Origin of the sequence: Streptomyces sp. NPDC001536 (assembly GCF_042894505.1) — a bacterium.
GTDB lineage: Bacteria > Actinomycetota > Actinomycetes > Streptomycetales > Streptomycetaceae > Streptomyces.
In genome coordinates this window covers 46,915-64,523 of sequence record NZ_JBIAVQ010000021.1, presented here as the reverse complement: position 1 = coordinate 64,523, position 17,609 = coordinate 46,915, and the positions used below count along the sequence as shown (strand labels likewise).

Here is a 17,609-nt window from a genome sequence, read left to right as displayed (position 1 = left end):
CCCTCCGACCGAACAGGGCAGGATCGGCGCATGAGGATTCTCGTCATCGGCGGAACTTGGTTCCTGGGCAAGGCCATAGCAGAGAGCGCGCTATCACGAGGGTGGGATGTCACCACCTTCAACCGTGGCCGATCCGGACCCGATGTACCTGGAGTTGAGCCCGTACATGGAGACCGGACGGTCCAGGAAGACCTGCTGAAGCTCTCACAACGTGGCCCGTGGGACGCGATCATCGACACGTCCAGCTCGGAGCTCGCTCCCCGTGACGTCCGCTTGGCCACCACCATGCTGCAGGCGTGTGCACAGCGCTGGATCCACATCTCCACCGTGTCCGTATACCAGGGGTGGCCGCATGAGCCGCTGACAGAGGATTCTCCGCTGTTGGAGTGCCCCGCCGACGCTGACGAGTCGTTTGGGTACACAGGCGAGGACGGCAGCCCAACGAAGTACGGCTTCCAGAAGGCTGGCGGTGAGCGCGCTGTCACGGAGACTTTCGGCGACGGAGCGGTGTTCCTGCGGCCGGGTGTGATCCTCGGACCCGGTGAGTACGTCGGCCGACTTCCGTGGTGGTTGGAGAGGGCGAAGCGCGGCGGACGCATCGTTGCTCCTGCTCCACCCGAGCAGCGTATTCAGCCGGTAGACGTCCGCGATGTGGCTGCCTTCGCCCTACAACAGGCGGCCTCGTCAAGCAGCGGCGGCTTCAACGTGACGCATCCCGAAGGGATCTCGTTCAGCGGCTTTCTCGACGCGTGTCTGCGGGCCACCGAGGGCGACGGTACACCGCTCTGGGTGGACCCGACCGTGCTGGCGAGTCATGGGGTGAAGCAGTGGACCGAACTGCCGTTGTGGCGGACCTACGCCGGAGTGTGGGCGGTGGACTCCCAGCGTGCGGTTGATGCGGGTCTTCGCTGTCGTCCCCTTGCTGACACCGTTCGGGACACGTGGCAGTGGTGGGCGGCGGATGGGCGTCCCGTGGACCACCCGCGATGGGCGGAACACGGGATCGCTGCAGAGAAGGAGGCGCAGATCCTCGCCTCCCTGTGATCAGGGACCGATAGCCAGGAGGGGCACGGTCGGGCCGAGGCGGTACGGCGGGGAGACCCGGGTGTACTCCTCGATCTGTTCGCGCAGTTCCGTGGGGAGTTGCGCGCCGTGATAGCGCGGCCCGGCAAGGTGCCTTCCGATACGGGCCGTCCTCACGACGATCCCAGTGTTGCGCTGTTCGGGCAGCACTTCCCAGATCGGCGCCAGAGCGGCGGCCGCACCCTCCACGTTGTCGGACAGGAGCCGGGCGTAGGCGAGGTCGGCGGCTGCACCTGCACGAACGTGGGTGGACTGTTCGCTCTGCGGCCTTTCCCCGAGGAGAGCGAGGGCGCGGCCGGCCTCCGTTTCGGCCTGCTCCGCATCGCCCATGAGCAGTGCGGTCGTGCTGTTGGACATGGCCAGTCGATCCTCGGGGAACCCGAATTCACCACCCACGGCGTCGTGCAGGTCGTCGCGAACGTCCCGGCCGCCATCCAGGGAAAGCTGGATGGCACGCTCCGCCGAAGCGACATCGCCGAGATGGGCGTATGCACGAGCTGCGATGGCGTGAAGTCGGCGCTGAGCGATGTCGCCTAGACCGGCGTAGGAGAGTGCCCGTTGGGCCTTCGCCAGGGCCTCGTTCGGTTCGCCGGAGTGGTAGGCGATGTACGCCAGAGTGCCGTCGGCGTAGGCCTGCAAGGGCGCGAACCGTGTGCTCTCGCCGTACACGGCAGCGGTTCGAGCCAGCGTTCGAGCGCTGGGGAAGTACCCCAGGTCGAACGCCGCAACCGCGAGGAGAGCGGCCGTCTGGCCGTTGAGGATCATCAGGGTCTGCTGCTGGACCGGGATCTGCGTCCGGTCACGTTGCCGCTCGACCTCGCGCCGGAGGCCGTCGGCCGTCTCGTACGCCTTCGCCGCTGGCATGTTGTGGTAGCTCCGGGCGAGGCTCACCACTTGGTCACGCAGTTCGTCGATGGTGTTGTCGGAGATGGACGCCGCGGCGGTCGCATCGGCGCCGTCGTGGGCTTCACGTGCGGTCATCTGAACTCGCTCTTCAAGGTCAAACGCGGGTGCCTGGGGATCGTCCAAAGGCGGAGGGCCGAACAGTTGCTCTGCCATGTAGCCCGGCCACATCGCCTCAAGGATTTGGCAGGTCTCCGGTCCGGGTAACCCGACGAGCTTGCCGCCGGTCCAGCGCCGGAACTGCGTCTCCCCGCATGTCGGGTTGTTGGGGCTGTGCCCGAAGAGGCGGACGGCGGTCTGGTTGAACCTCTCGTCGAACCGCCGGTAGGTGAGGTTGTCCCGATCGCACAGCTTCGCGAGCAGTGTCCTCGGTTCGATTCTCATCCCGCCCCCAACTTTTGCGGCGCCGCGTCGGGGCGGCTTACGGATCGATCCCTTCCTTCGAAGGGGATCCCGCTTACCCGGTTCGCGGCAACACGTCCCGAACAGAAGCCACTTCAAAGCTACCCCGGGGCCACGTCCGCCACCCGGAAGTGCTGGAGAGGCCATGTGCCAGGCCATGGCAAGGCCACGTGATCAGGGTGAACGCTAGATCACCAACCCTCGCTGAGCGTGCATGACCGAGCACAATGTGAACTTGGGAGCGTCCCGTGAAGCCGCCGATCCAGCAGTCCGACACCTCGACCAGCGCCGCAGTGGTGCCCCTGACCGACACGTCGGTCAGCGAGGATCCGCGGACGGCGACCGTCACCCTGTTTCCCCCGCGACAAGAGGAGAAGCCGGCCTTCGAGTGGAGTACGGCGCTGTTGGCGAACGGAGGGGCGGGCCCGAACGCGCGTCTTCGGGCTCGACCCTGGCTCAGGACGGGCCACTGGCGCGGCAATGCGGACATTGCGACCCGCGTCGCCGACATGCTGGTGGACAACGCCGTACGGCACGGAGGGCCCTTCACCGACGGCTGCGTTTCGCTGCACCTGATCGTGTCTGAGGACACCCGCGAGCTCCTCGTCGAGGTGGACGACGCGAACCCCGAGTTCCCGGACTTCGAGAAGGTGGCCAACCAGTCCGGGGAGCCCAACGGCAGGCCGACCGGGCTGTGGTGGGTGGCTCACTACCGAGGACGCATGTCCTGGGACGTGAAACGCGACGTCGACGGCACGGTCGTGGGCAAGACCGTACAGGCCATCCTCCCCGTCACCTGATCCGCACCGGTCGCCTCGCACATCCCCCTGCTGGAACCCGATTTCGAGGACCCCATGCCTTCCCCCCAACCAGCCGCTCGCCCGGCCAACCACCGCCGCAGACGAGGCCGCCGCTCCCGGATAGACCGCTACTTCCTCGACGAGGTCGCCGGCGCTCTGTACGCCCCTCTGGCTTGCGTCATCGTCCTGACGAGCGTCACCATCCTTACCGCCTGGGCATTCAACTTCGCCCTTGTGCAGATCTCCATTGGCCTCGCGGGCAGCGTGATCGTGACGGTGATCGTGGGCGGCGCCCGCGTGCACGCCGTAGCAGCGTCTCTGCAGGCCAATCGCGACGCCGACTTCGAGCTCATCTCGGAAGCCGTAGCGGCCGCGGAGAAGAGCGTCATCTGGACGGCCGAAGAGCTGTGCCGAGGAAAGCGTCCTCTACTCCCTAAAGAGTCTCACTGGGAAGGCAGCGCGCCGCTCACCAGAGTCCTGGAGCTGGTCAGCAACCTGCAAGTGCAGGGGGCCGCCTCTCTCCTGCGGGTGCACGACGAATCGCAGGCGGCCGTGCTGGTGACGATGCACCAAACGCTGACACGGCGTCAGCACGCTCTGATCGGGGAGATGCTGGAGCACCTGACGCTGTTGCAAAAGGCGACGGACGACGCAGTACTGCTCGACCGAAGCTTCAAGATCGACCATCTCGCGACGCGGCTGCGCCGCATGGTCGAGAGTGTCTCCGTCGTCCTGGGTGGCAAGTCCCTGCGTGAGACCCGGGCTCCCGTCCCGGTCTCCACTGTCCTGCGCGGCGCGAAGTCGGAAACCGTGAAGTATCCCCGTGTCCAGACCGCAGGCGGCGACGTCGGCGCCACTTTCGCACTGCCCGCCCACGTACATCCCGACGTCACGCACCTGCTGGCCGAGCTCATCGACAACGGCCTGGACAACTCGGATCCGGAATCCAAGGTCACCGTTCGGGTCCAGAAGGTGGCCCACGGTTTGGTCTTCGAGGTTGAAGACCGAGCGCTACTCCTCATGGACCCTGCCAAGCGAGACAAGCTCAACGAGCTGTTGCTCGCCCCGAGCCACGCCGTCATCGCAGATCAGGTCCGCCACGGCAGCCTCGGTCTCATCACCGCCGGCAAGATCGCCGAGAAGTACGATCTCAAGGTCTGGCTGACGATGAACCCGACCGGGGGCACCACGGCCAACGTTGTCGTCCCCAACCACCTCCTCGTCCCGATCACCCCGGTCATCGGAACGATCTCGGTGTCGACCGAACCGCCGCCACCCGTCCGCGAGTTGGCACACGCGGGTGCCCCCGGACAACCACCACCCCCCAGCCCCGGCGCCGCCGTCCCCTCACCGCAGCCTGACACCAACGGCGTGGACCGGCTGCCGCGGCGGAAGCGAGAGCAGGTCCCAAGGCCCGACGCGGGGCCTTCCGTACCGCCCCCGGCCGCGAACCCCCAAGCGGGCGCCGACTGGCGCTCCGGCCTACGGGCCGGACTGCAAGGCGAGCAACCCCCCACCCAGTAGCCCTGATCCCCCATGGAGTTTTCCGTCATGACCCACGACGTGCCCCCCGAGATCTCCCCCAGGGAGGTCCAGGAGCAGATGACACGACTGCTGGACGAATTCGTCAAGGACACCACCGGTGTCACCCACGCGTTGCTGGTCGCCCGGGACGGCCTCAAACAGGCGATCGTCTCGCATATGGACGAAGACTGGGCGGACGATGTGGCCGCGGCCTTCTCCGGGGTGGTGAGTCTGGCCAGGGGAGTCACCGGGCCGACGAGCAAGAAGATGCCGGCGGGCCAGGTGCTCATCGAGCGGGATGACACGCTCTTCTTGGCCACCGAGGCCGGTGAGGGAAGCGCCTTCCACTCCGACGGCAAGACCGTCGCCACCATCTTGGTCGTGCTCACCCGGACGGACGCGAACATCGGAACCGTTGGATGGGAGGCCGGCCGCCTGGTGCAGCGGTTCGCCCCCTTCATGACCACCCCTGTTCGCGTGCGTGATGGTCAGGACGCCGGTGTCGAATGACCTCCCGCCCCGGTCCGGACGTCCCCGCGGACGACACGGACAGCATCGCGCGGCTGTACGCGTTGACCGACGGGCGTACGCGGCCCCGTCACACCCTCAGCATGCACACCGTCCTCGGGGCTGGTCCTCGCTCACCGCAGGGCGTGCCCGAAGAGAGCGTGCAGATCATCGAGTTGTGTCGGCAACGCTCGCGCCCGCTCGTCGAGTTGGCGGGCATGCTCGGCCTGCACGTCGCTGCGGTGTCGGTCCTGGTCTCCGATCTGATCGACGCTGGCGCCTTGAGCCTGCCTATCCCGGAGACGCCCGGCAAGGCTCGCGACAGGCAGCAGCTGCTCGCGCTGAGCGCCGCACTCAGGCGCCAGTGGCCGCGGGCAAAGGCGAAAGCCGGGTGACGGCGACATGACGCAGCCATCGCATTCGGCCGAGCGCGTGATCGTCAAGGTGGTCATCGCCGGGGGGTTCGGGGTGGGCAAGACCACCGCGATCGGCTCCATCAGCGACATCGAGCCGCTGCGGACCGAGGAGGTTCTCACCGAGCAGAGCGCGGCAACGGACAGCCTTCACGGGGTCGAGCGGAAGACGCACACCACGGTCGCCTTCGACTTCGGCCGGGTCGGCTGGGACGATCCCGACCCCATCGAGCTGTATCTGTTCGGCACGCCGGGACAGCCTCGCTTCTGGGACTTCTGGTACGACCTGTCCGAAGGCGCTATCGGCGCGGTTGTCCTGGCCGACACCCGCAGGATCGAATCCAGCTTCCACGCAGCCGACTTCTTCGAACAGCTCGGCTTGCCCTTCATCATCGCGATCAACCGTTTCCCCGACACCGCCCCGCGCACGCTCCTGGAAGTCCGTGAGGCCTTCGACGTCGGCCGCGACGTGCCGCTGATGTTCTGCGACGCGCGCAACCCCGACTCGGTGGCCTCGGTCCTCCTCACCCTGATCCAGCACGTCGCTCAGACCCGTTCCTCCAACTACTCCCTCTTGGACGCCTGATGACTCTTCCCTACGCCCTGGGCACGTCGAGCCCCTCGCAACTCCAGGTCCAGGCATTCACGGACGACCCGGCCACCGAGTTTGCGGAGATGGCCACGCGCCTCACCCGCTTCAGGGAGCTGGGCATCCCGATGGAGGGGCAGGAGGTGCTCGACGACCTTGCCACCGACATGGCCGCCAAGAGCGGCTTCCTCTACGCCATGGTGAACGCCTTCGCTGAGGAGCAGACGTTCCTGGGCTTGCACAACCCCCCGAGAGACGCCGGGTATCCCATCGTCGGCCGCACCATGAGCCGCAATCACGGCTGGTGCCCCGAAGTCATCCAGCGCGGGCTTGGTCTGCCGCTGCCGAACGTGGCCGCCTCCCCCCGGTTCCAAAGCAACCACGTCGTCGACGCCATCGGCATCCAGTCCTACTTCGGCGAGCCCCTCATCGACGAAGCGACCGGCCTCGCCCTGCTCACCGTCTGCATCATCGACCCGGAACCGCGGACCCTCGCCGACGCGGCCCGGGTGCAGACCATCGTCCGGAACACCACCCGCGACGCCGCCAGCATCCTCAAGATCCCCATGCTGCCAGCCTCCTGACGTACGCCCCGCGCAGGAACCCCCCACACGCGGTTCCGGCCGCCGCCGTCATGTGAGCCCCTTCAGGGAGAGGGACCGTCCATGCCCAAGCCCACCGCACCCCACAGCCTCGACAGGTTCCTCGCGCCTGCCCACAGGGCACTCTGGGAAGCCGTCGACGACTTCGCCACCCACGAGATCCAGCCCCGGGTGGAGCGCATGGAAGGTGCCCCGCACCGCGTGGACCGGAAGATCGCCCGGCTGATGGCCGGCCGCCGCTGGTTCGGCGTCACCGTCCCCGAGGCCTTCGGCGGCATGGAGGCCGGGCACGTCGCCAAGACGATCTTGATCCACCGCCTGGCCCGCGTCTCCGGCGCAACAGCAGCGATCCTCCAAGCCAGCCTGATCCCCGTTGCCGCTCTGCTGTACTACGGCACCGACGAGCAGCACGCCGCGCTGCTGCCCGGCGTGGCCGACGGCAGTGTGTTGATGTCGATCGCTGTGACCGAGCCGGACCAGGGCGGCCACATCGGCGGCATGACGACCGCAGCCGAGTGGGACGGGAAGGCCTGGGTGCTCACCGGGGTCAAGGCCCACGTCGGCAACAGCCACATCGCGGATCGCCACGTTGTCGTCGCCCGCACAGCCCCCACCGGCACCCGCACCTCGCGCGCCTTGACGGCGTTCCTCGTCCAGGACGACCAGCCTGGTGTGAACCGTTTGCAGCACAACGGCAAGCTAGGACTGCACGGCTTCAGCTACGGCCAGATCACCTTCGACCGCGTGCGTATCTCCCCGCATGACGTACTGGGGGATGTCGGCCAAGGCTTCGAAGTCGCCCAGTCCAGCAGCATCCTGTATGGCCGGCCCAACCTGACCGCGGTCTCCCTGGGGCTGCACGAGACGGCCGTCTCCCTGACTGCCCAGTACGTCAGCCAGCGCCCCCGCTACAAGGGCAAGCTCGCCGACCTCAGCGTCGTACAGGATCGGCTCGGTGGGATGTCCGCCCGGCTGCTCACGGCCAGGGTCCTGGCGTATCACGCGGTCGACATGCTTGATCGTGGTCTGCCATGTGATGACGAACTCCTTGCGGCCAAGGCCTTTGGCCACGATCTTGCCTTCGAGACAGGCGACGACGCCATGCGGTTGCATGCCGCCAACGGCTTGGACGTGGACTTCGACATCCAGCGCGTCTGGCGGGACATGCAGACCACCTACGCACCCGCCGGGACCGGCGAGGTCCAGCGCCGGCGTCTCGCAGAGAACCTTCTCCAGCAGCAGGAGGAGGAGGCCAGTGCGCGCACCCCGTGGTCCGTGTTGCATGCCAGCCGCTTCCAGCCCCCCATCGTCGACCAGCCGGTCGGCGTCTAGGAACTCCCGCGCACGGCACCCCTTTCCATCCGCATTGCCGTGCGCGGGACCAGCCCGCCGCCGAGCACGTGGGCGGTCGTCCTCGGCGGCGGGTGCCAGGTCCAGCCCGACAGAACCTGAAGGAGAAGATCAGTGCGGATCTCAACCTACGGTGAGCCCGTCGTAACGATCGCGTCCCTGAACCTGGAGAAGGACGGAGGCCCGGACAACCCCGACGGAGGGTTTCCGCAGCCCTGGTTGGACGCCCATCACCAGATCCTGAAGCCTCTGGAAGCCGACGTCATCCTGCGGCAGGAGGCCACCTACAGCCACCTGGACGACGACCGGCGCCTCAAGGCCGCCGGGGAACTACTGGGGATGAAGGGCTTCCTGTCGGGCAACGGTGCCGGCCGCAACCCGACCGCCCTGTTCATCCGGCCGGAGACCTTCCCGGTCTTCGAGCGCGTGACGTACAACGCGATGTTCTGGCGGACTCCGCCGACCATCGTGTCGGCCCGCTTCGCCGACGTTCCCGAGGCCGAGTTGCTGTTGATGTCGTGGCACGCCGCGTTCAACAGTCCCCGAGGCCGCGAGCGCGAGGCCGACGAGATCTCGGCCTGGGTCGATCGGATGGAGCGGCTCGGAGGCTTCATAGGCGGGGGCGACTGCAACGAGTATCCGGTCCAGGACGGCGAGAGCATCCCGCCCATCGACTGGTCGACCGTCACCGACCGGGCGCACATTCATCACCGGACCAACCTCACCCCGGACGGGTCGCGCGTCAGCTGTACCTACCTGCACAGGGCCCTGCTGACGAGCGGCCTGCAGGATGCGGCGCGCTACGCCGCCCACACCCTTGGACAGCCCGACGCCATCGGTCCGACAGCAGGCCACGCCAAGCCCAATCAAGGCGGATCGCGCCGGATCGACATGGTCTACACGGACAGTCGGATCGCGCGCGCTGTGCTGGCCGTCAACGTCCTGGACACCACCGGCATCAGTGACCACCACGGCGTTGAAGTCGTGCTGTCCCGCCGTGGTCTGGCCGATGCGCTGCGCCGCATACACCCGCCCGTCCCACTGGACCGGGCCGTGGCCTGACTCAGCTCCCGCGCACGGTCACCCCCGTGTATCCGCAGGACCGTGCGCGGGTCCCCACGTCTCACGTTCGGCTCCCCCCGTGGCCGAGCGCGAGACACCAGCCCGGCGCGGGGAAGACGGTGCGGCTTCCCCTCCCCTATGAAGACGCCGACTCCGCCCCCGCGCCGGGCGCCACCACCATCCCGCCGACCGCACAGGGAATGCCTCGTGACCGCCGTCCTGCCCGCCTTCGTCCAGCAGTTACTCAACCAGAGCAAAGACCCCGCGGAGATCCCTCAGATCGACCCTTCGCACGCTGAAGGCTGGCTCAGCATGCTCACGTCGAGGATCCTCAGCGTGCTTGACACAGGCACCTACCGGGCAGATGGCTCGTTCCTCGCCCACGGCTACGCGCATCTGCCCGTTGAGCTGCCGGACGGCCCCTTGACCTACCTTCGGGTGACGACACAATCCGGCCTGGCGCCCTGGCCGGTACTCGCAACCTCCGTGGTCCTGACGCTCTCCGGCTCACTGGAGCTGGAGATGTACCAGGAGTTGGACGACTCCCTCGCCCAATGGCCGCGCTACGCACGCGTCTTCGGACCAGAAGCGGCGTTCGCCGTGCACGCGGAAACGCTCTGCGCCACCCGAAGCAGCGCCGACGCCCTGCACCTGCTGGCCATCGCGCCACCTGCGAAGCCTGGCGGGTCGCCACTCACCCCCGACGAATACTCCCGCGCCGCGTACCGGGCACGCGAGGTCCTCGAAGGCGTCTCACTGGCCGGTACGGCAGGGAGGCGTCCGTGACGACCGCAGACTCCTGGCTGACACAGACCCTGTGCCTTGATATGTCCGATCTGGACTACGTGCAGCACGTCATGCGCAGCATTCTCGATCGGCTGGCCACAGATCGAACCCTGCTCACCACACTCGTCGACGAGGTCGCGAACCACCCCACCCGTCTGGCAGCGAGCCGCGTCACGCTCCTGCTGAACCGGCTGTCGCTGTGGGAGGCCCCCGACCACAGCTTCGAGATCCGCCTCAACATGAACCCACGGCCCGAGAACCAACTCGTACCGCACGACCACTGCTACGCGTTCGCCACACACATCCTGACCGGCGGCTACGTCCACGTCGTCCGGCGCCGCACCAACGGCTGGGAGGGACCTTTCACCGGCGCCGACCTCCAGCCGGCCATCGTGACGGTCGAACGCCCCGGCAGTGCGTACGCGCTCGACCACTCGATGGTGCACCAGGCCGTGATGGCGCCCGACACCGTCACCCTCTTCATCCGCGGTCCCCGCCGAAAGGCGTCCTCCCACGCCGCCGAAGAGCTCATGCCCCCCGCGCAGTCCTGGCCCGAGGCGGTCGCGCCCGGCAGCCAGCCCGAACAGTCGCGCTCCGCCACCGTCGACGAGTACGTGATGATGCGCCGCTACCTGCGAGACCGCCGAATCGTCAACTGACCCCGCGGTATTCCGCAGCCCCTACGGCGTGCCGCCCGCCTGTGACGCGAGAGGCTACGGCGAACACCCCCGAACGACACGAGGAGTTTCCGATGGCCGGCGTACTGACGACCGATCACCCCGCCTGGCACCGCTACGACAACGGTGCCCGCGCCCGCGCCGTACGGGCCGGCTCCGGGCTGTGGGTCATGTCCCACGACAGCCAGGGCCTGCGCATCGACTGCGTGGACGGCAGCGAGGACATCAAGCCGTCGTTCTGCGTCACCGACCCCGCGGACCTGCCCGCGGCCGCGCCCGCAACTCTGCGGGACGGGCTGGTCGAGCTCGGCGTCTCCCAGAGGCTGGCCAACCCCTGGTTGTGGGATGCGATCACCACCGCCATCCTGCGGCAGGTCGTCCGCGCGGACCAGGCCCGCAAGGTTTATCGCACCTGGTGCAGCACGTACGGCACAGACGTCGGCGGCCCCTTCGGGCGCCTGGCCGTGGCCCCCACGCACACGAAGGTGCTCAAGCTCGCTGAGAGCAGCTTCGCCGCTGTCGGCGCGAAGTTCCACCGCACCGCGCTGCAGGCCGCGGCCGAGCAGTACGACAAGCATCACGAGACGTGGCAGCACCTGGACGCCGCCGCTCTGGCCGACGTACTGACCACGATCCCCCGGATCGGGCCGTGGACCGCCCGCGCGGCCGCCGCCGACTTCACCGGGGATTTCAGCATCTACCCGCACGACGACCTCGCTGTGCGGACCTGGGCCGCGCAGATCGCGCCCGCCTACTCCTGGCCCGACAAGAAGAACAAGGCCTTCGGTCCGCTGTGGACCGGCTGGGCCGGTGAAGACCGCACCGCCCTGCACACCCTCACCCTCGCCACCCTCACCTGGGGGGCGCACGCACGATGACATGGAGGAACCATGCGGCAGTTATCGCTGATCGCAGGCGCCGACACCACTCGCACGCTCGACGCCCTGTTCATCAACGCACCGCTGCGTGACTACACCCTGCGGCCCCGCACCAACGACTACACCCTCCCCGTGCTCGGCATGGCGTACATCGCCACCTACGCCCAGAAGCAGGGATTCAACGTCGGCGTCCTCGACGCCGAAGCCCACGGGCTGGGTGTCGAAGAGGCCGCCCAGCTCGTCAACGAGGCCGCGCCCCGATGGGCCGCCATGAACCTCCTGGCGCCCACGTACGAGATGTCCGCGCGGATCGCCGCCCGGCTCGACCCGGGCATTGCGCTGATGGTCGGTGGACACCACGCCAAGGCCATGCCTGACCGCATCCTCAACGACCCCCGCATGAAACACCTGTGCGCCCTCGTCCTGGGGGAGGGTGAACTGCGCGTCGCCGCCCTCCTGGAGGACGTCCACAACCGCCGCACCCTGCCGGGCGTCCTATGGCGCGATCGCCTGCTCGGCACCCGGGCCGTCGGCGTCGCCGACCCCAAGACCAGCGCCGCAATGCTCGGCCCCGACATCAACGCCCTGCCGTACGTCAACCGGGCGTTCCTGCCCCAGGACCCCTACCAGGCCCCCGCCACGGCCGCAGACCTTCGCTTGGCCGCCGAGCGGCCCTGGATCAGTTCCCGGGGCCATTGGGAGGCCAACATCGTGGGCAGCCGCGGCTGCCCGTACAACTGCACCTTCTGCGGCGCCGCGGTCACCGCCAACCCGGACGTCGCCATCCGCGTGCGCTCCCCCGAGAACATCATCGGCGAGCTCGACCAATTGCACGACGAGTACGGGGTGACCGCGTTCCGCTTCGTCGACGACCTCTTCCTCGGTGTCGGCCGCGTCATCGACGAGCAGATGGCCGCCTTCACCCGCGAGCGGATCGGTGACCGGTACGTCTGGGACGCCACCGGCCGCATCAACGTCCTCAACCGGCTGTCCGACTCCGACCTGGAGCGCCTGGTCTCCAACGGGCTGCGCGAGGTGGCCCTCGGCATCGAGTCCGGCAGCGACCGCATCCTGGCCGCGATGGACAAGCGGATCGACGCCGAGATGACCGAACGCGTCGCCCGTCGCCTGGTCGCCCACGGCATCGGCGTCAAGGGCTACTTCATCCTCGGCTTCCCCGGCGAGACCGAAGAGGACCTCGACGCCACCGTCCGGCACATACACAACCTCTGGGACATCTCTGACCGGCACGCCGGCGACGTCCGCGCCAGCGTCTTCGAGTTCAGGCCCTACCCGGGCACCCCCGTGTGGCAGACCCTGATCGACGCCGGCCACAGCGCCGACGCCCTCCTCGCGTACGGCGACGTCGACCTGACCGGCGACGGAGCACACGAGTCGATGCGCCAGCGCGACGAGTTCAACTTCTCCGTCGGCATCCAGTTCGGAAGCGTGCCGCTGAAACGTATCCGCGCGACGCTCGCCCAGCTCACCCGCGAACAGCACGAACGCAACCACAAGATCCCGGAGGCTGCCGCGTGAACGGCGGAAGGGGAGGCTGGTTCGTCAGCGTCGACGGGCCGAGCGGTGTGGGCAAGTCCACCACCGTGCAGGCATTGCACGACCTGCTCACCGAGCAAGGCCGCCCTGCCCGTCGCACCGTCGAGCCGACCGACACCGCACTGGGAAAGTTCACCCGCTCGAACGCGAACACGATTCACGGCCTGGCGCTGGCTTGTCTCGTGGCCGCCACCCGATACGAGCACATCGAGACGGTGATCGACCCGGCGCTGACGGCCGGAGAACTCATCATCAGCGACCGCTACCTTCCATCCACGCTGGTCCTCCAGCAACTCGACGGCGTCCCTGTGGAGTTCCTGATCGACGTCAACCAGCACGCCCCCATGCCGGACTTGGCCGTGATCCTCACCGCCGAGCCGGGCCTGATCGCCGCGCGCATCGCCGAGCGCGGCATTACGCACCGTTGGCACCTCGACCCCACCGGCCCTAGCCGGGAAGTCGACCTGTACGGGGAAGCTGCGGCCTACCTGATGAGCCGCGGTGTCGAAGTGCTGCTTCTCGACAACGGCGCCTACACCCCATCGGACGTAGCCCGGCGAATCGCCGACGCGATACCGGCCCTCCCGATAGCCTCGATCCCCTCCACCACCTCTTCAACCCCCCAAGGACCATGAGCGGAACGCCAGCTGAACCCGTCATCGACACCCACGTCATCCTCCGCGACGGTGACAAGATCCTCTTGTCACAGCGCGGCGGCGCCTACGGCCACAACCGTTGGCACATGCCCTCGGGCAAGCTCGACACAGAGGAGCCCTTGAGCGTCGGCGCCGCCAGGGAGTTGTACGAGGAGACGGGCATCACCGTAGATCCCACCCACCTCCGCCTGGTCCACGTCGTGCACCACAATCAAGACCCGACCACCGACCGCCTCGGCTTCTTCTTCGAGGCCACCGACTGGGAGGGCGACCCGGTGAACAAAGAGGGAGAGGAAAAGTGCCTCGCCCTCGAATGGTTCAGCATTCACGATCTGCCCGACGTCATCGAGTACCCCAAGGCGGGCCTCCTCGGCGCCCTAAAAGGTGCCAGCCCCCTCACTGAGCACGGCTGGCAGCAGTAAGCACCCGCACGCCCCGGGAAACGGCGCGGCAGTTGACGTAACGGAATCATCCACTGCCGCGTCTCCCAAAGTGACCACGGCCCTTGGAGCGGGCCCGGAATCCTCTTGGGAGAGACCTGCACGTGACCGACGAGTCCACGTCCCGTTCCACCACCGCAACCAAGCACCCCCACACCTGGGTTGTCGCCGCTGAAATCGTCGTCGAAGAGGCCGTCGCCCGCGTCGCGGACTTCCGCGGCTCCTTCAAGACGAAGACCGAGCAGCGCATCGACGCCCTGGACACCTACTGCAAGAGCTGCCGCCGTCCCTTCGCCGAAGTCTCCAGAGAGGACTGCGAAGCCCTCGTCGACAACCGGCATCTGATCGGCGGGGACCAGTCGGTGCGCGCGAAGCGCAAGGCCGCCCCGACCCCGCCCCCTGGCGCGAAGCTCGTCAAGGGCGGCACCTACAGCCGGTACGGCCTCAAGGCGTACGTCGCCGGCGTTTCCCGCCCGCACATGTAAGGCCTGGTCGGCGACCACGCGACGTTAACCAGGAGGCGTTCCTAGCTTCCGCCGGGTGAACACGACACCCAAGGACAATCCCGGCCGCCACCGTGCCGGTGCGCGGCTCGCTCGCGAACTGGCCGGGCTGCTCCTGGTGGCCGCCGGGATGCTCGGTCTCGTCACCGCCGCGTTCGCCGTCCACCGCCTCGTCGGCACCGGCCTCGTCGCCCTGGTGCTCCTCGGCTCCGGCGCATGGACGCTGTACCGGAGACCCCGCCCGAGCCGGATGGCGCTCAGGGCCGGTACCTTCTGCACCGTCGCGGGCGCGGCCCTCGGGCTGGCCGTGATCTGGACGCTCACCCCCATTGGTGGCCTTGCCGCGGTGTCCGCGCTCGGTATCAGTGCAGGCCTGTGGCTTACCTCGGGTGAGGTGCGCTGATGGTCAACCGCCGATTCCTGCCCGCGCTGCGCTCCCTACTCACGAGCGCCCCGCAGGCTCCCGAGCCTGAGACGAAGACGATCTCCTGGTCCGGGGGCGGCGCGTACACGTCGACGATGTACGCCGGTACCGGCAACGTCTGGGGCACCGAGGGCCGCGCGGACGGCTGGGACATGGACCGTGTCATCACCGACGGGTACGAGCGCGTCGTCTGGGTGTTCAAAGCCATCGACACCATCGGCAAACACGCCTCGCGGCTCCCCCTGGAAATCGGCCGTGGCCTCACCGAGGAAGGCGAGTTCGAGGAGACCTTCCCCGACCATCCGCTGCTGCGGCTCCTCAACGGGCAGGCGAACCCGCTGGAGACCGGCCGAATGTTCCGCAAGCGGCTCTCCGCGCAGATCCTGCTGTCCAAGCGGGGCGCGTTCGTGGAGAAGACCCGCAGTCGTGCCGGCACCCTCACCCGGCTCGATCTCCTCCCTCCCGACAGAGTCCTGCCCATCCCGGATCCGAAGGGCGACTACCTCTCCCACTTCGAGTTCACGACCCGCGAGGGCGTCATCCGTGAACTCCCGCCCGAGCGGGTGTTGTGGCTCAGAGACCCCCACCCAACCGACCCGTTCAGCGGCATCACCCCCTTGGAGGCCGCCGGGATCAGCGTCGACCTGGACCATTTGTCGCGGCTTTACAACGTCATGTTCATCAAGAACGACGCGCGCCCCGGCGGTGTGATGGCGGTCGACGCCACCACCCTGAACCCGCAGGAGATGGACCGGCTCGAGTCCCGGTTCCTCCCCGGAGCAGAGTTCGCCGGTCACCTGTCGGTGATCGCCGCCGGGCCTGGCGGCATGAGCTACGTCGACACCGCGGCCAAGCCCCGCGACATGAACTACGAGCACGCCTCCGCCAACGCGAAGCTGGAGATCCTCGGCGCGTTCGGCGTACCCGAGTCCGTCACGGGCAACGCGAGCGGCCGCACCTTCGACAATGCCGAGCAGGAGGAGCTCGGCTTCTGGCTGCACACCGAGCTCGGCCACCTGGAGCTCATCGCCAACGCGTTCGAGAAGGACGCCGGCGACGACATGCGGGTGCGCTACGACACGTCGACGGTCGAAGTGTTGGAGTTGCCCCGGCGGAAGCGGCGCGCGGAGGCCCGCGAGGAGTGGAACGCCGGCCTCATCAGCGTCGACGAGTACCGCAAGCTCGCCGGATTCGCCCCGTACGGCAACCCGCACACCCGCGCCCTGTGGATCTCACCGCAGAAGGCGCCCGTTCCACTCGTCCCCGGCGACGCGGCCGCGCTCGGTATCTCCGCGGGGCCGGAGCAGGGCGTTGGCGGTGCCGGAGTCGTCCCGGGCCCGAACGCACCGCAGCAGCCGGGGCAGCCGCAGGGCGAAGGGGCCGCAGCGCAGGCTGTAGCCGAAGCGCTCGGCGAGACTCCGGGCATTGCCGGGGGTAATGACCAAGGTCCGGCGGCCGCGGCCGTGGCGGAGGCCCGCGCGACCATGCAGGACGCCCAGCCGGGTGCCGCGGCGGCCGCCGTGGAGGAAGCCCGCGCTGGCATGGACGTCATGCCCGAGGAGGGGCCTGCCGCGGCCGCCGTCGAAGAGGCCCGGCGCATGGAGTCCAAGGCCCTGCCCGTGGTCAGCGAATTCAGCGTTGCCGACGGGGACTTCGATCGGGCCCGCACCGCGGTGGAGGCAGCTCTCGCTGCGCTCTTCGCGCGCCAGGAGGGCGTCATCACCGCACGGCTTCGGTCACCGAAAGCCCGTAAGGGCACCCGATACTGGCTCGACGACGGGCCGGCCGATACCCGCGGCGGCAGCAAGCCCATGGACATGGACAAGGTCGTAGGCGCCGAGAAGTGGCAGGACGAGGTCATCGCCACCTTGACGCCCGTCCTCACCCGCCTCGCAGGGGTGATGGCGAACGGGGCGGCGGACGCCTTCGGCAGCAGCGTCGACGGCGCCGCGTCGGCCGGCATCGGTGCCGCCGTGCTGACCGCGGCGGCCGTCGCCGCCGACACGGTGCGCGCCTTCCACCGCCACCTGGAACTGCAGCTGGACGAAGCCCAGAATGCTGGTGCCGAACTCAGTGATCTGATCGATCTGGTCACACAGGAGATGCTTCCGACTGCCGACGTGATCGACCGCGTCGCCGAGTCCGCCGCCACAGCCACCGTGAACGGCGCGGTCGACGCCGTGGCGGCCACTACCGGCCCGGACGTCGAACGCACGTGGCAGACCCGCCGCGACGACCGTGTTCGCCCCGCGCACGCCGCGGCCGAGGGCGTCACGATGCCCGTGAAGCAGCCCTTCGAAATGGAGGGCTGGCCGGTGCGGTTCCCCGGCGACCCGCTCGCCCCCCGCTCCCTGACCGTGAACTGCCGTTGTCGCCTGCGCTATCGCACCGCGCCGTCAGGAGAGCTGTGAGACGGATCGCCGAGCCGCATTTCCCGAGGCAGTGAGCACGCG

General features: G+C 68.3%; 19 protein-coding genes. 18 read left to right on the top strand and 1 reads right to left on the bottom strand.

Features of this window, described 5'->3' with window-relative positions; genetic code table 11:
* Positions 1 to 30 precede the first annotated feature (30 nt).
* Entirely contained in the window at positions 31 to 1,044 is a 1,014-nt protein-coding gene (locus ACFY0U_RS40405; RefSeq protein ID WP_388644808.1) for an NAD-dependent epimerase/dehydratase family protein, read from the top strand.
* On the opposite strand, the gene ACFY0U_RS40400 is transcribed toward ACFY0U_RS40405, so the two are convergent.
* Complete coding sequence (locus tag ACFY0U_RS40400) at positions 1,045 to 2,370, bottom strand: DNA-binding protein (RefSeq protein WP_388644805.1); 1,326 nt, start codon at positions 2,368 to 2,370, stop codon at positions 1,045 to 1,047. It abuts the gene before it with no gap.
* Between the two features lie 266 nt (positions 2,371 to 2,636).
* On the opposite strand from ACFY0U_RS40400, the gene ACFY0U_RS40395 reads away from it, so the two are divergent.
* The 17 genes from ACFY0U_RS40395 to ACFY0U_RS40315 all read left to right on the top strand — a co-directional run bounded on the left by ACFY0U_RS40395 (position 2,637) and on the right by ACFY0U_RS40315 (position 17,567).
* Positions 2,637 to 3,188, top strand: a complete 552-nt coding sequence (locus ACFY0U_RS40395) for a hypothetical protein (RefSeq protein WP_388644803.1) — start codon at positions 2,637 to 2,639, stop codon at positions 3,186 to 3,188.
* Between the two features lie 54 nt (positions 3,189 to 3,242).
* Complete coding sequence (locus tag ACFY0U_RS40390) at positions 3,243 to 4,712, top strand: ATP-binding protein (RefSeq protein WP_388644800.1); 1,470 nt, start codon at positions 3,243 to 3,245, stop codon at positions 4,710 to 4,712.
* A gap of 27 nt (positions 4,713 to 4,739) precedes the next feature.
* Positions 4,740 to 5,222, top strand: coding sequence for a roadblock/LC7 domain-containing protein (locus ACFY0U_RS40385; protein WP_388644797.1), 483 nt, complete (start codon positions 4,740 to 4,742; stop codon positions 5,220 to 5,222).
* Positions 5,219 to 5,614 (top strand): DUF742 domain-containing protein, encoded by a 396-nt coding sequence (locus ACFY0U_RS40380; RefSeq protein WP_388644795.1) that lies wholly within the window; start codon positions 5,219 to 5,221, stop codon positions 5,612 to 5,614. Before ACFY0U_RS40385 ends, ACFY0U_RS40380 begins: the two co-directional genes overlap by 4 nt.
* A 7-nt stretch (positions 5,615 to 5,621) precedes the next feature.
* Positions 5,622 to 6,218, top strand: coding sequence for an ATP/GTP-binding protein (locus ACFY0U_RS40375; RefSeq protein ID WP_388644793.1), 597 nt, complete (start codon positions 5,622 to 5,624; stop codon positions 6,216 to 6,218).
* Positions 6,218 to 6,805 carry a GAF domain-containing protein gene (locus ACFY0U_RS40370; protein WP_388644791.1) on the top strand — a complete coding sequence of 196 codons (588 nt, stop codon included), beginning with the start codon at positions 6,218 to 6,220 and terminating at the stop codon, positions 6,803 to 6,805. Before ACFY0U_RS40375 ends, ACFY0U_RS40370 begins: the two co-directional genes overlap by 1 nt.
* A gap of 81 nt (positions 6,806 to 6,886) precedes the next feature.
* Positions 6,887 to 8,155: an acyl-CoA dehydrogenase family protein gene (locus ACFY0U_RS40365; protein WP_388644788.1), complete on the top strand. Its 1,269-nt coding sequence runs from the start codon at positions 6,887 to 6,889 to the stop codon at positions 8,153 to 8,155.
* A gap of 132 nt (positions 8,156 to 8,287) precedes the next feature.
* The gene (locus ACFY0U_RS40360) at positions 8,288 to 9,235 is read left to right on the top strand and encodes an endonuclease/exonuclease/phosphatase family protein (protein ID WP_388644787.1); all 948 of its coding nucleotides are present in this window, start codon (positions 8,288 to 8,290) and stop codon (positions 9,233 to 9,235) included.
* Between the two features lie 207 nt (positions 9,236 to 9,442).
* Complete coding sequence (locus ACFY0U_RS40355) at positions 9,443 to 10,021, top strand: hypothetical protein (protein WP_388644784.1); 579 nt, start codon at positions 9,443 to 9,445, stop codon at positions 10,019 to 10,021.
* On the top strand, positions 10,018 to 10,680 hold the full coding sequence (locus tag ACFY0U_RS40350; protein ID WP_388644782.1) for a hypothetical protein: 663 nt from the start codon (positions 10,018 to 10,020) through the stop codon (positions 10,678 to 10,680). Before ACFY0U_RS40355 ends, ACFY0U_RS40350 begins: the two co-directional genes overlap by 4 nt.
* 92 nt (positions 10,681 to 10,772) lie before the next feature.
* A complete protein-coding gene (locus ACFY0U_RS40345; RefSeq protein ID WP_388644779.1) occupies positions 10,773 to 11,576 on the top strand; it encodes a hypothetical protein in 804 nt (267 codons plus the stop codon).
* Positions 11,577 to 11,588: 12 nt separating this feature from the next.
* Positions 11,589 to 13,115, top strand: coding sequence for a B12-binding domain-containing radical SAM protein (locus tag ACFY0U_RS40340; RefSeq protein WP_388644777.1), 1,527 nt, complete (start codon positions 11,589 to 11,591; stop codon positions 13,113 to 13,115).
* Positions 13,112 to 13,768: a dTMP kinase gene (gene tmk, locus ACFY0U_RS40335; RefSeq protein WP_388644775.1), complete on the top strand. Its 657-nt coding sequence runs from the start codon at positions 13,112 to 13,114 to the stop codon at positions 13,766 to 13,768. Before ACFY0U_RS40340 ends, tmk begins: the two co-directional genes overlap by 4 nt.
* Positions 13,765 to 14,211 carry an NUDIX domain-containing protein gene (locus ACFY0U_RS40330; protein ID WP_388644772.1) on the top strand — a complete coding sequence of 149 codons (447 nt, stop codon included), beginning with the start codon at positions 13,765 to 13,767 and terminating at the stop codon, positions 14,209 to 14,211. Before tmk ends, ACFY0U_RS40330 begins: the two co-directional genes overlap by 4 nt.
* Positions 14,212 to 14,333: 122 nt before the next feature.
* On the top strand, positions 14,334 to 14,714 hold the full coding sequence (locus ACFY0U_RS40325) for a hypothetical protein (protein WP_388644770.1): 381 nt from the start codon (positions 14,334 to 14,336) through the stop codon (positions 14,712 to 14,714).
* Between the two features lie 55 nt (positions 14,715 to 14,769).
* Positions 14,770 to 15,135, top strand: a complete 366-nt coding sequence (locus ACFY0U_RS40320; RefSeq protein ID WP_388644768.1) for a hypothetical protein — start codon at positions 14,770 to 14,772, stop codon at positions 15,133 to 15,135.
* A complete protein-coding gene (locus ACFY0U_RS40315; protein ID WP_388644765.1) occupies positions 15,135 to 17,567 on the top strand; it encodes a phage portal protein in 2,433 nt (810 codons plus the stop codon). Before ACFY0U_RS40320 ends, ACFY0U_RS40315 begins: the two co-directional genes overlap by 1 nt.
* Positions 17,568 to 17,609: the final 42 nt, after the last annotated feature.